This window comes from Tardiphaga sp. OK246 (genome assembly GCF_900188215.1).
In the GTDB taxonomy this organism is placed as follows: domain Bacteria; phylum Pseudomonadota; class Alphaproteobacteria; order Rhizobiales; family Xanthobacteraceae; genus Tardiphaga; species Tardiphaga robiniae.
Genome location: NZ_FZOX01000001.1, coordinates 1,345,882 through 1,358,516, shown reverse-complemented (window position 1 = coordinate 1,358,516; position 12,635 = coordinate 1,345,882). Strand labels below are relative to the sequence as shown.

The following is a 12,635-nucleotide window of genomic DNA, read 5'->3' as shown; positions in this document are numbered from 1 at the left end:
CGAGGGTTACGGAGAGCCGTAAAGCGAAATGGCCGCGACCTATGACGGTCGCGGCCATTCCTGTTCACGATGCGAGAGCGATTAGCCGCGGAACAGCGACAGGATGCTCTGGCTGCCGGCGTTGGCGATCGACAGCGCCTGGATGCCCAGCTGCTGCTGCGTCTGCAAGGCCTGGAGGCGGGTCGATTCGGCGTTCATGTCTGCGTCGACGAGCTGGCCGATACCGCGATCGAGCGAGTCAGTCAGGGTCTTCACGAAGTCCTGCTGCAGACCGATGCGGTTCTTGATGGCGCCGAGATTGGTGGCGGCATCGGTGATCTTGCTCAGCGCTTTGTCTGTACCAGAGATGTAAGTCTCGAGCGCAGCCAGATCGGAGGCGCTATCGGTGAACTTCGAGATGTCCAGATTAGCGACGCTGAAGGTAGTCCAGCCACCATTCTTGTAGACGTCGTAGGTCTGGTCGAGAACGCCTTTTTGGGTCGCCACATTGGCGGTAGCCGCTGGCTGTAACGCAACGGTACCGCCGGTCGCGCCGCCATTGGTGCTTGTGGTGGCGATCGAGGTCGTGCTGGCGTTCTTGATCTCAAGCGTCTTGCCATCGGCATTGACGCCAACAGTAAGGCCCTGGATGCCCAAACCGTTAAGTGCTCTGGCGACGTCCTGAATCGTGGAAGTCTGCGACACGTTGATCGTGGTCGTCGTAACAGCTCCACCAAGAGGCGTGACGGCGAAAGCGATCGTGCCCGTGGTCGTCGCGGGCGGGCCAGCCGCACCGACGGTGGCCGGATCGAAAACGAGGGTCGACGTCGTGGCGGCAATGTGAGCCGTGATGTAGGCGGCGTCCAGCGTTGTATCGTAGAGCTTGATGGCGTCGAGGTCGATGGTGAGCGTATCCACCGAAACGACACCGCCAGCGCGGGAGAAGGACGACACGACCGACTTGGTGGAGTTGTAGGTCGGGTCCTGCGAATCGACCGAGATCCAGTTTTCACCGTTGAACACGGCCGAGTCGGCAGTGTTCTTCAGCTGCTTCTGGAGTTCGGTGATTTCGCTCTGGATCTTGGCGCGGTCAACACCCGGGGTACGGGCAGCAACCAGTTTTTCCTTGATCGACGAGACGACCTCGACCGTGCCGCTCAGACCGGTATACATGGTGTCGATGGTCGCAGCGCCGAGGCCGAGAGCGTCCTGCACGGCGCCCAGAGCCTGAACGTCCGAACGCATCGTGGTGGCGATCGACCAGTAAGCGGCGTTGTCGGAAGCGGTCGACACCCGGTAGCCGGTCGAGATACGGTTCATCGTGGTGGAGAGATTGGCATCGACCGAGCGCAGGGTCTGCAGCGCGGTCATGGCCTGGGAGTTGGTCATCAAGCTAGACATCGTATGTCCCTTTAATTTGATTGATTTGCTGGGGACATACCGGACTTTCACCGGTACGAGAGGGCGGCATCATGCCTTTGGAATGTCGATATCTGATCGACCCAACCTGTCGTGAATTGCAAGCTAGCCGCCAAACCTTACCCAAAGCTGAAGGGAGCGGCGGCTCGTATAGTTAACAGCGATCATTTGATTCGTCACTTACCTTGTGATGAATCAAATGATCTACAGAAACGACTTCACAAGACCGACTGCGAGCAAATTCCAGCCGTCGATCAGTACGAAGAATAGTACCTTGAACGGTAGCGCAAACACCGTGGGCGGCATCATCATCATGCCCATCGACATCGTTAGCGTTGCGACGATCATGTCGATCACCAGGAACGGCATGACGACAAGAAAGCCGATTTCGAATGCGCGGCGAAGTTCCGACACCATGAAAGCCGGAATGATGATTCGCAGATCGATCCGCTGGCCTTCGAGTTTGATCTTCATGCTCTCGGCAGCGAGGTTCTCGAAGGTTTGCAGATCCTTCTCACGCACATGCTGCAGCATGAAATCGCGGAACGGATCTGTGACACGCGAATAGGCTTCCTGCTCGGTGATTTCATTCTTCATCAGGGGCTGAAGGCCGTTCACCCACGCGCGATCAAAAGTCGGCGCCATCACATAGAATGTGAGGAACAGCGCGAGGCTGATCATCACGATGTTCGCCGGCGTCGTCTGCAGGCCGAGCCCGGTGCGCAAGAATGAGAGTGCGACGACGAATCGCGTGAAGCTCGTCACCATGATGAGCAAGCCCGGCGCCAGTGACAGCACCGTCAGCAGCGCGACCATCTGGATGATTCGGCCGCTGGCACTGCCTTCGCCCTGCGGAAGCAGGGTCGACAGATCCGGAACCTGCGCCACTGCAGCCGTCGGCAGAAGCACCAGGAGCAGGATCGGAATGATACGCTTCATTGCACCACCAGCGTCTCGATAATCAGCTCACGAACCTTGCCGCTTGAGCGCGTAAGCGCACGCTCATTCAGGTCTTCGCGTAGATACTGCAGACCGCGGGCACCCTCGATCTGCGCGGGTGTGAGCGTGCGCAGATAGGCTGCAACATCCTCACCTATGCGAGCGACCACGATGCTCGCCTCCTCCTCGGTCAATTTATCGGTTACGATCGATGCCTCCATGCGGATCCAGGCATTTGGCGGCGCCGCCAGATTGGTCACGACCGGCGTGATCTTGCGCAGACGATCATTGGCATTGAAGGCCGACGAGATCGGTTTCTCTGGGACTTCCTTCTGGCTTTCACTGATGCGCTGGAACGTCGACATCAGATGCAGGCTTGCCAGCGCTCCAGCCCCGACCGAGAGCGCGGTGACGAGCAGCAGGGCGCCAAACCACTGCATGAATCCTGGGCGCTGGCCTTCATTCGCTGTGTTATCGGCCATGATCGATTCCCATCAGAACGGCGCGACCTGGTCGTAAACCTGTTGACCCCAGTTCGGCTGCTGCACTTCCATGGACCGGCCTCGCCCGCCATACGAAATGCGGGCTTCGGCGATCTTCTCATAGGCGATGGTGTTGTTGCGGCTGATATCGATCGGACGCACGATGCCACCGACATTGACGATGCGCATTTCGTAATTGACGCGCATCTCCTGCGAGCCGCTAACCAGGAGATTTCCGTTCGGCAACACATCGACAACGACTGCGGCCACCGAGAAGCGCACTTCTTCATTGCGGTCGATCTTGCCAGCGCCCTTGTTCGATGATTGGGATTTGACGTTGGTGTCGAAATTTCCGGCCGATAGCCATTTGGCAATATTGGCCGAATAGTCGGACTCCACCTTGATCTGCGAGTCCCGCGACCGATCCGTCTTGTTGTCGAGAATCGCCTTGTCGTTCATCAGAATATTCACGGTCAGAAGATCGCCGACCCGCGTTGCCCGGGAATCGCGGTAGAGGTCCTTGCGGTCATTCCAGATCGAGTGAGGGCCCGCGCTACGATACGCGCGCCGCTCGATCGGAATTGCGCGCGCATCGACCTGCATACCGTTGCCGATCGGCGACATGTAGGGCGCCTGGCCAACCTCGGCGAGATTACTGGCGCAACCGGTCAGGCACGACAGTGCGACCGGAATCAGAATCACTCTCAACCACATCATTTCTTGGCTTTCCCGTCGTCGGTGCGACGCATCCCGGCAAGCGTGTCAGCGAGATGTGCGCCACGTGCCGGTTCCATTTCATTGAGGATCGCGCTGGCAACGCGAACGCGCAGCTTGGCGAGAACAGCAGCTGCCGTGTCATCAGCCATGCTGGCAATCTGCTGCGCCGCAGCTTCCGGATTCATGCGCGAGTAGATTTCGACGACGTTATCTTCCGCCTTTTTGAGGAATTCTTCGCGCAACTTCAGCCATTCCTCATATTCGGCACGCTTGGCCTCAAGTTCGGCAATGCGCAGCTTCAGCTTGGATTCCGTCGCTTCCAGCTCTTTCTGCTGCCACGCCACCCGGGCATCGAGTGCCTGGTCTGCGATATTGCTGCAAAAGCGCGCGACGTCGGATTCCTGGGAGTTCGCGGCTGCGCTATCCTTTTTGTCGATTGCGCCCGTGATCAGCGCCGAATCGGCTGGCGGACGCACCACCGGGTCCTGCTTGTTTGCAGCCGGGCGGGGGCGCGCAACTTGCGGCGTCTTTGCAAATTCACCAAGGTTCAGCGGCTTTGAGAGCTTCTGCTCGGGTTCGGCCGATGCTTGTGTGGACAGCACCATACCGACCAGCATGAGAAACTTGATCGATCGATTTGCGACGCGCGCCATTCGTGTTCTCGTGATTCAGCTAAGCGAGCGTTGCACGCTTTGGCTTGCGTGACGCTGACCCGCGCCTTACTGGATGACGAGTTCCGCCTGAAGCGCACCGGCCGCCTTGATCGCCTGCAAGATCGCGATGATCCCCTGCGGCTTCAGCCCGATCTGATTGAGACCACGCACCAGACGCTGCAAATCGGCGCCGCGCAGAATCGCGATTTTGGCGCCTGGCTCGTTAGCTTCGATGAAGGTCTGCGGCACCACCACGGTCTCGCCACGACGGGCAAACGGCGACGGTTGCGACACGATCGGCGCTTCGGTGATTCGCACCGACAGATTTCCGTGGGTGACCGCTACCGTCGAAATCTGTACATTCCGGCCGATGACCACCGTTCCCGTGCGTTCGTCGACCACCACTCGCGCCGGCGAATCCGGCTCGACCAGCAGCTCCTCGATTTCGGCGATAAACCGCACCGGCGCGGTCGAGCGTGGGCGCGACAGCACGATGGTGCGATAATCGCGCTCGAAGGCCACGACCTTCTGGTAACGGCCGCTACTATGCGCGTTGATCGCGTCCATGATACGCGTTGCGGTGACGAAATCCGGATTCTTTAGCTCAAGAATGAGCGATTCCATCTCGCTGAAACGCCCCTTGACTTCACGTTCGATCAGCGCGCCATTTGGGATACGGCCAGCTGTGGCCACGCCCTGGCTAAGCGTTTGTGCAGCGCCTTCGACGTTGTAACCGCCTACAGCGATAGCACCTTGCGCGACAGCATAGGTTTCGCCATCGGCGCCGCGTAACTGCGTCATCACCAACGTTCCACCAAGCAGGGATGATGCGTCGCCCAATGACGAGATCGCGACGTCGATTCGCGAACCACCCGCGACAAACGGCGGCAGATCGGCCGTCACAACGACGGCGGCAACGTTGCGCGTGCGCAACGAGGTGCCACGGATATTGATGCCCATATTGTCGAGCATCGATTGCAACGATTGTTCGGTGAACGGCGCGTTGCGCAACGTGTCACCGGTACCCTTGAGGCCGATCACAAGGCCATAGCCGAGGATTTGGTTCTCCCGCACGCCCTTGAGATTGGCGATGTCCTTCACACGCACAGCGGCATCTGCCGCCGAGATCGAAAGCGAAAGCAGGAGACCGCAAAGGAGACGCAGCATCATCCGTTCTGAATCCGTACTGATCCGTCCTGCTGGACGATGCCCCGAATCGTAACGCCGGTATCGAGGTTGCGAAGCTGCACCATCATGCCGGCACTGCCGGACTGCAGGGATGTTGCATAGGTGACGATAATGAGCCCGTCATCCTCGACGAGCACCTTCACCACAGCCCCGCGGGTGACGGCCTTCAAATCTTCGAGACCGTTGATCGGAATCAGGTGCCCCGCCAACAGTGTACGACGCGCAATGCGGCCAACGAGGGACGCACGGTCGTTGATGAATGCACTTGCGCCCTGAATATTGGGCGCAAAATTGCGATCCATGATCATCTCATCCCTGATGACGTCACCGGGATAGATCGCTGTAGCCGGCACCGGATAGCGGACAGACTCGTCCGCGGCCTGAGCGACGCTTGCAATGCCGGTCGCGAGCACGAGGCTCACGACCCAGCGGGTAACGATGGTAACTGCGCGCATCAGGCCGAGATCCCGTTCTGTGGATTACCGCATGCCCTTCGAAATGGTCGATGCCATCTCGTCAGCCGCCTGGATGACTTTTGAATTCATTTCATAAGAACGCTGCGCCGATATCAGCTCAGTGATTTCTTTCACCGGATCGACGTTCGAACTCTCCAGGTAGTGTTGATGCAGCTTGCCGTAGCCAATGTCGCCTGCGAAGCCCACAACGGGCACGCCGGATGAAACCGTCTCGCGATAGAGATTGCCGCCCAGTGGATCCAGACCGGCTTCATTGGAGAAGTTCGCGAGCGAGAGTTGCCCGAGCTGAACAGGCGCAACGGTCCCGTCGACCTTCGCGAAGACCTGGCCAGACTCGTTGACAGTGACATCCACGGCATTCTGCGGGACGATGATCGCAGGCGTCACCAGATAGCCGTCCGGCGTCACCAGCTGGCGGTTTTCATTCAGGTTGAATGCACCGGCGCGTGTGTAGAGCGTCTCACCATTCGGACCGGCGATCTGGAACCAGCCGCGGCCATTAATGGCCATGTCATAAGTGTTGCCAGTCTGCGCCATGGCGCCCTGCAGATGCAGTTTGCGCACAGCAGCCGAACGCACGCCGAGACCGAGCTTTGCGCCTTCAGGTACTGCGCCCTCACCGCTTCGGTTGGGAACGCCCTGCGCGCGGTCGATCTGATAGAACAGATCGGTGAATTCCGCGCGGGATCGCTTGTACGAGGTCGTATTGATATTCGCGATATTATTCGCGATCACTTCGACATTAAGCTGCTGCGCGCCCATACCGGTGGCAGCAATGGCCAGAGCTCTCATGATTAAACCTCAAATCGCCATTCGGCTGACTTCTTGATACGCCTGAACGACCTTGTCGCGGACGGCGACAGCCATCTGCAATGACCGTTCGGCAGACATGACCGCCTCAACCACCTTCTGTGCCGAGAGCTTGCCGTGGATGGACTGGATTGACGCGGCTTCGCCGGCCTTGATCGAACCGATGGCATCGGCTGCGACCTGTTCGAGGACGTTGTTGAAACCGACGGTGGCCGCACCGGGTTGCACCGCGGGTGTCGCGGAATTGATGACTTCGCTGGTTTTGGCGAGCTCACCAGCACTGCTGATGACTGAGGATACCGCTTCAAGCATGGTTAGCTCCTCAAGAGATCGATGGTCATCGACACCATGGATCTCACTTGTTTGATGACCTGTAGGTTGGCCTCGAAGGACCGGTTGGTTTCCCGCATGTCGCCCATTTCAATCAACGAGTTCACATTGGGCAGCTTCACGTAACCGGTTGGATCGGCAGCCGGGTGGCCTGGCTCATAGTCCACGCGGAACGGCGCCTGATCGGTTCCGACATCCTTCACCTTGACCATGCGCACACCAGCGGCACGGTCCATCTCGGCTGTGAAGGTCGTGGTCTTGCGGCGATACGGATCCGAGCCTGGCGTGCGCCCGGTTGAATTGGCGTTAGCAAGGTTCTCCGACACGACACGCAAGCGGGTCGACTGCGCTTCGAGGCCGGAACTTGCGATCTGAACAGATGCTTGCAACGGATCAATCATCGTCATTTCCCTCAGGTCTTCATGCTTGTCATGAACATGCGATGAAACGATTTGACGATCGCCGTATTCAGCGAATAATCGCGATTGATATCGCCAGCCTTCAGCATTTCCTGTTCAAGGCTGACAGAGTTGCCGGAGTGAACGGTCTCCCAGCTCTTTTCCTTGCGCATGCCCTGGGCCTCAACCGAAGAGCCGGTCGTGATGTGCGCCGGCGACGTCACCGTCACAGGCACGACTTTCGAATCGAGAATCTTGTTGAACGGTTCAATGTCCTGCGCGCGATAGCCCGGCGTGTTCGCATTGGCGACATTCGCCGAGATTGCGGACTGCCGCAGCGACAGCCATCGCTCATGCGATGAGGCAACATCGAAGAGATAGACGGGTCCCACTTATCCCCCAGGCAAACATGATTCCTTCATCATGGTTTACAAATGGAAACTTGTCCGAGGCTGGAGATGCGCATCACGACATGCGCGGAACGCTTACGCATTCGTCTTCTGCTTTCGCGAATGCAGGAAGTAGATGATTTCTGCGACAGGGCGGAAGAACTCCGACGGAATCATCTTGTCGATGTATGCGACATCGTACATCGAGCGCGCCAGCATCTTGTCTTCCACCACCGGAACACCATTCTTCTCGGCTATTTCCCTGATCTTCAGCGCGATCAGGTCCTGCCCCTTTGCAAGCACCGTCGGCGCAGCGTCTTCGCCCTGCTTGTACTTCAGCGCAATCGCGTAATGCGTGGGATTCGCGATCACCAGCGTGGCGCGCGGAACGGCCGCCAGCATCGACTTGCGAGCGCGATCGCGTGCCAACGAACGCAACCGCGATTTGACGATCGGATCGCCTTCGGCCTGCTTGAACTCGTCCTTGATCTCCTGCTTCGTCATGCGCAGTTCGCGGCGCCAATGGAAGCGTGCCCAGACGAGATCGAGCGACACCAGGACAATGGTCGCAATGCTGATGGCGGAGACAAGCCGCATTGCGGTAGTCAGCACCAATTCCGGAACGGCCGCCGGATCGCTAAACAATGCATTCACGGCCACGGCCTCCTCAGCCCGCAGGACGATCATCACGACCAGACTGATAGCGACGAACTTGAAAACCGACTTTCCGAATTCCACACGTCCCTGCGCACCGAAGATTCTGCCCCAACCTTTCGCTATTGAGATGCGCGAGGCTTCCGGCTGGATGCGATCGAACACAATTCGCGGTGCGTTCTGCAGGAAAGATGACGCCAGCCCGGCCAGCATCAGGACGATAACAATCGGAATAACCAGTCCCGCCGCACTCATACCGACCGCCGAGAGCAACTCGATAGCATCCGTTCCATTACGGATGCGGATGCCCGACGGATCGTCGATCAATCGGGCTAAAGTGAATGTCAGCTTTCTCACGTTGTCGGTGGTCAGAAAGCTTTGAATAATTAATAGCGCGAGCATCGAGGCGAAAATCGGCGCTTCGCGCGAGACCGGGATTTGGCCCTTCTCGACGGAATCACGAACCTTCTTCTCTGTCGCCTCTTCGGTTTTACTGTCCTTATCGGGTTCGTCAGACACAATGCTCTATCTTTAGGTGAATACCGGCTGATCTTCTTGATCGGGATTGAGTTCGATTTCGCCGCGTCCGGCCATATCGAGCGCAAGGTCGGTAATGGCGCGCCGCGCGTCCAGGATCTCACGCTGATTCGCAGGAATACCGTTTGCCAGTTCGTGGTCCACCAGACGGCGGGTGCGCGAGGCGAGCGACGACAGAATGAGCTCGCGGAATGTTGTATCCGATCCCTTGAGCGCCATCACCACGCGATCGGTCGGCACCTGATCGAAGATCAGCATGCGTGCCTTGGCCGTGAGGTTGACGATATCGTCGAAGGTAAACAGCATGCCCTTCAGAATTTCGGCGGACTTCGGTCGCGATTCGGTGAGGTTCTTCAGCGATTCCTCCATCTGCGTCCGCTCCATCTTGTTGATGATGTCAGCCATGCGCGGATAGGTGTCGGACGCCAGGTTTCGAGCGAAATTGATCATGAAGTCTTCGTGCATCGTTTTCTCGATAATGCCCATGGCATCCTCGACAACAGGCTTGAGGCTGAGCATGCGCCGCATCAGGTCGTGCCGGATATCCGGCGGAAGATGACTCATCACGCGGGCAGCACATGCCGGCTTCACCCGCGAGAGAATGAGTGCAGCGGTTTGCGGATGCTCCTTGAGAAGATAGTTGGCAAGCAGGCTTTCCGAGACGAGAGAGATGCGCTCCCAAACTGACTTGGTCTTGTTGCCCAGAACTTCGGAAATGATGTCAGTGATCTGGTCCGGCGGCAGCACGCCATTCAGCAGCTTCTCCAGCTCGCCGACAGTGCCAAAGATATTCGGACCTTCCGAGAAATTCTGAGCGAATTCCTCGATGATCGCTTCGAGCTCAGGCCCTGAGATGGGCTTGAGCTCAGCCGCAGCCCGCGTGACCAGTTTGATCTCTTCGGGATCGAACTCCCGAAGCAGGCCGCCCGAGAGCTCACGCCCCATTGCCAGCAAAAGAGCCGCCGCCTTCTCGGTGCCACCCAGCGGTTTGATGCTGGTGCCGGCGCGCTTAGCAGGTGCATTGAATGCCATGGGAAAATCTCTTTAAGCGTCCGGATCCCCGGCCGCTCCTCCGACGATTTCCGTCAGCGATACACCGAAACGCGAATTTTCATCTTCCACGACAACGACCGCGCCGCGCGCGACGATGCGTCCGTTGACGACGACCTCGACAGGTTCGCCCACACGGTGATCAAGCGGGATCACCGCGCCGCGGCCAAGCTTCATCAGATCCGCGACCGGCATGGTCGCTGAGCCGAGCAGCACCTGCACCGTGACCGGGATGCGCAGGATAGGTTCAAGATTTGTCAGCCGGCTGGTTTCCTCGGCAGCGCGAGCTGCAAGATCTGCCAGTTTTCCGAACGACGCGCCGTCAGCCTTGAGCGGGTCGGCGCCTGTAGCGGTCGCTGCGCTTACCGGATCGATATCGAATGGTTGCTTCATATCCCCTGCCTTCTTGAAAACTCAGATCGTGGCCTAAGCCGGATTTTGTGCCGCAGTGCGCGTATCGATTTCCGCGATGGCCTTGCGCGCCTCATCTATTTTGTCGCCAAGCGCCTGAACCATTTGCCGTCCGTCCGAACTGAATTCGCGTACCATCACTACCATGTCGTCCACCGTCTCGTTGGTCTTGCCGACCACCGCAGTGAACTCCCCCTGATGTGCGCGCAACTTCACGAGTTCACGATGCATCTTGGTAACGCGGATGCTCGTGAAGAGCAGAGCCGCAAAAAGGATGATGTCAACGAGCGAGGATACCATCGATAAATTCCCGTTTTTGGTCGGCCGATTCCTTGACCTGCAGTGAATAGACGCCATTCATCTGGCCGAGCTGGCACCAGAACAAGCGTTGATCATTGCATTCGAGGCGAACCATTGTGTCCGGCGTGGCGTTGAGCTTGAGCACCTGGCCGACGTGAAATTTCGCGACCTCGCCGAGAGTAAACTGTCGCTCTTCGAGAACCGCCTTCAGCACCACTTCGGTCCGCTTGATCTCGCTGTGCAACTGACGGCTCCAGTTCGGATCGGTGGATGCCGACTCACCGGATACGATCTGCGACAGCGACTGCCGGATCGGATTAAGCGCTGCGTGCGGAATGACGATGAACATCTCGCCGCCGCGATCGAGACCCTGCAGCAGGATCTTCGCACACACGGCCATGTTGTTGAGGCGGCCGATCGCAAGATAGTCCATGCGCGTCTCGACACGTTCCAGGTTGAACGTCACGTCGGAAGCGCGGTCGAATGACGCCTGCAACGCCTTGCCAAAGCGCTCGAACAGCGATTGCGCGACATGCAACTCCACATTCGAGAATACCCGCGGCATATCCAGCGGCGGCTCCGCACCATCGGCGCCGAACAGGAGCTCGATCATGGTGTAGACGAAATCGCGATCGAAACCAATCAGGATGCGCGCATCCCATGCTTGCGCATAGAACACCGCGGCAATGGCTTCGCCCTCATAGCGATCGAGGATATCGGAGAGGCGATCGCTGCCCACGCTGCTTAGCGAGAAATACGACTGCGAGGGCGACATGGATCGCAGGCTTTCGGCACAAAGATTCGTCATCTGGTCGAAAATCACATGCAGCATCGGCATGCGTTCGACGGAAATTCCGGCAGCCCCTAAAAGTTGATCTGATCCTTGATCTACGCGGCCTGACTTTACTTCTGACATCAGGCCCGCGCTCCCGCTTTCGCCGAGGATTCAGCAGGTGCCGCCTTCGCGGGACCGCCGGAGATGGTTTCGCTTTCGACGACATCAATCGACGGGCGTTCACCGGGGCCGATCATCTTGCGGCCGTGTTCGATCGCGATCTGCGGCAGGGCCCCGTTCATGAAGGCGAGCAGTGACTGCTTGACGATTACATACATCCGCGCGCGCTGCTCGCGCACCAGCTTGATCTTGTGGGCCAGCGGCGCGACAAGACCGTAGGACAAGAAGATGCCGGCAAATGTGCCGACCAGAGCTGCGCCGATGAAGCCGCCGAGCAATTTCGGGGATTGGTCGAGAGCGCCCATCGCCTTGATGACGCCGAGTACCGCGGCGACGATACCGAGCGCCGGCAGTCCTTCGGCCACCATCATCAGCGAGCCATATGGTTTCATCTTGCTGCGAATGATGGTTTCGATTTCCTCGTCCATCAGCGCTTCGATCTCATGCGGCCGCGCGCTGCCCATGATGATCAGGCGGAAGTAGTCGCAGATGAAGTGCAGAAGCGGCTCATTGGCGAGAACGGTCGGGAAGGCAGTGAATATTTCTGACGATGATGGATCGTCGATATGAGCTTCCACCTCGTTGCGACCCTTGTTTCGTACCTCGCGCATCAGAGAATGCAGAAGCCCGAGCAGATCGAGGTAATGGCGTTGCTTCGGCACTGCGACCGTCAACGCCTGCACGGTGGCGCGGCCGGTGTCGACCACGGTTTTCCAGGGATTCGCAATGACATAGGTGCCCAGCGACATCCCCATGATGATGACGAACTCCCAGGGCTGCCATATCACGCTGAGATGCCCGCCCATCGCGGTGAAGCCGCCGATCAGACTGGCGAGTGTGATAATGACGCCAAAGAGAATGCTCAAGCGCACCGCTCCAAATTGAGGATACGATTCACTTAGGCAACGATGCTTGCACGAGGCTGACATCGGCCTGCGCCGGCCAGCC

At 58.5% G+C, this 12,635-nt stretch carries 17 protein-coding genes; all 17 read right to left on the bottom strand.

Annotated features, from left to right (window positions below; all coding sequences use genetic code 11):
* Positions 1 to 81: 81 nt before the first annotated feature.
* Entirely contained in the window at positions 82 to 1,380 is a 1,299-nt protein-coding gene (locus CHC01_RS33280) for a flagellin N-terminal helical domain-containing protein (protein ID WP_089263437.1), read from the bottom strand.
* A 222-nt stretch (positions 1,381 to 1,602) separates the two neighbouring features.
* Complete coding sequence (gene fliP / locus CHC01_RS06600; RefSeq protein ID WP_089263436.1) at positions 1,603 to 2,337, bottom strand: flagellar type III secretion system pore protein FliP; 735 nt, start codon at positions 2,335 to 2,337, stop codon at positions 1,603 to 1,605.
* Positions 2,334 to 2,819 (bottom strand): flagellar basal body-associated FliL family protein, encoded by a 486-nt coding sequence (locus CHC01_RS06595; RefSeq protein ID WP_089263435.1) that lies wholly within the window; start codon positions 2,817 to 2,819, stop codon positions 2,334 to 2,336. Before CHC01_RS06595 ends, fliP begins: the two co-directional genes overlap by 4 nt.
* A 12-nt stretch (positions 2,820 to 2,831) precedes the next feature.
* Entirely contained in the window at positions 2,832 to 3,527 is a 696-nt protein-coding gene (gene flgH / locus CHC01_RS06590; RefSeq protein ID WP_089263698.1) for a flagellar basal body L-ring protein FlgH, read from the bottom strand.
* 5 nt (positions 3,528 to 3,532) lie between these two features.
* A complete protein-coding gene (locus CHC01_RS06585) occupies positions 3,533 to 4,189 on the bottom strand; it encodes a MotE family protein (RefSeq protein ID WP_244558224.1) in 657 nt (218 codons plus the stop codon).
* 66 nt (positions 4,190 to 4,255) lie between these two features.
* Entirely contained in the window at positions 4,256 to 5,356 is a 1,101-nt protein-coding gene (gene flgI, locus CHC01_RS06580) for a flagellar basal body P-ring protein FlgI (RefSeq protein WP_176454519.1), read from the bottom strand.
* Positions 5,356 to 5,832, bottom strand: a complete 477-nt coding sequence (flgA, locus tag CHC01_RS06575) for a flagellar basal body P-ring formation chaperone FlgA (RefSeq protein ID WP_089263433.1) — start codon at positions 5,830 to 5,832, stop codon at positions 5,356 to 5,358. The genes flgI and flgA overlap by 1 nt, the downstream gene beginning before the upstream one ends.
* 24 nt (positions 5,833 to 5,856) lie before the next feature.
* A complete protein-coding gene (gene flgG, locus CHC01_RS06570) occupies positions 5,857 to 6,645 on the bottom strand; it encodes a flagellar basal-body rod protein FlgG (protein ID WP_089263432.1) in 789 nt (262 codons plus the stop codon).
* A gap of 9 nt (positions 6,646 to 6,654) precedes the next feature.
* Positions 6,655 to 6,975, bottom strand: coding sequence for a flagellar hook-basal body complex protein FliE (gene fliE / locus CHC01_RS06565; RefSeq protein ID WP_068729891.1), 321 nt, complete (start codon positions 6,973 to 6,975; stop codon positions 6,655 to 6,657).
* A gap of 2 nt (positions 6,976 to 6,977) precedes the next feature.
* Positions 6,978 to 7,394: a flagellar basal body rod protein FlgC gene (gene flgC, locus CHC01_RS06560; RefSeq protein WP_089263697.1), complete on the bottom strand. Its 417-nt coding sequence runs from the start codon at positions 7,392 to 7,394 to the stop codon at positions 6,978 to 6,980.
* An 11-nt stretch (positions 7,395 to 7,405) separates the two neighbouring features.
* Positions 7,406 to 7,783 carry a flagellar basal body rod protein FlgB gene (flgB, locus tag CHC01_RS06555; RefSeq protein ID WP_089263431.1) on the bottom strand — a complete coding sequence of 126 codons (378 nt, stop codon included), beginning with the start codon at positions 7,781 to 7,783 and terminating at the stop codon, positions 7,406 to 7,408.
* A 93-nt stretch (positions 7,784 to 7,876) separates the two neighbouring features.
* Entirely contained in the window at positions 7,877 to 8,953 is a 1,077-nt protein-coding gene (gene flhB, locus CHC01_RS06550; protein ID WP_089263430.1) for a flagellar biosynthesis protein FlhB, read from the bottom strand.
* A gap of 12 nt (positions 8,954 to 8,965) precedes the next feature.
* Positions 8,966 to 10,003: a flagellar motor switch protein FliG gene (locus tag CHC01_RS06545; RefSeq protein ID WP_089263429.1), complete on the bottom strand. Its 1,038-nt coding sequence runs from the start codon at positions 10,001 to 10,003 to the stop codon at positions 8,966 to 8,968.
* Positions 10,004 to 10,015: 12 nt separating this feature from the next.
* Positions 10,016 to 10,414, bottom strand: a complete 399-nt coding sequence (fliN, locus tag CHC01_RS06540; RefSeq protein ID WP_089263428.1) for a flagellar motor switch protein FliN — start codon at positions 10,412 to 10,414, stop codon at positions 10,016 to 10,018.
* A gap of 33 nt (positions 10,415 to 10,447) precedes the next feature.
* Entirely contained in the window at positions 10,448 to 10,732 is a 285-nt protein-coding gene (locus tag CHC01_RS06535; protein ID WP_089263427.1) for a hypothetical protein, read from the bottom strand.
* Positions 10,713 to 11,648 carry a FliM/FliN family flagellar motor switch protein gene (locus CHC01_RS06530; RefSeq protein WP_089263426.1) on the bottom strand — a complete coding sequence of 312 codons (936 nt, stop codon included), beginning with the start codon at positions 11,646 to 11,648 and terminating at the stop codon, positions 10,713 to 10,715. Before CHC01_RS06530 ends, CHC01_RS06535 begins: the two co-directional genes overlap by 20 nt.
* Positions 11,648 to 12,553 (bottom strand): flagellar motor stator protein MotA, encoded by a 906-nt coding sequence (motA, locus tag CHC01_RS06525; RefSeq protein WP_256461226.1) that lies wholly within the window; start codon positions 12,551 to 12,553, stop codon positions 11,648 to 11,650. Before motA ends, CHC01_RS06530 begins: the two co-directional genes overlap by 1 nt.
* Between the last annotated feature and the right edge of the window lie 82 nt (positions 12,554 to 12,635).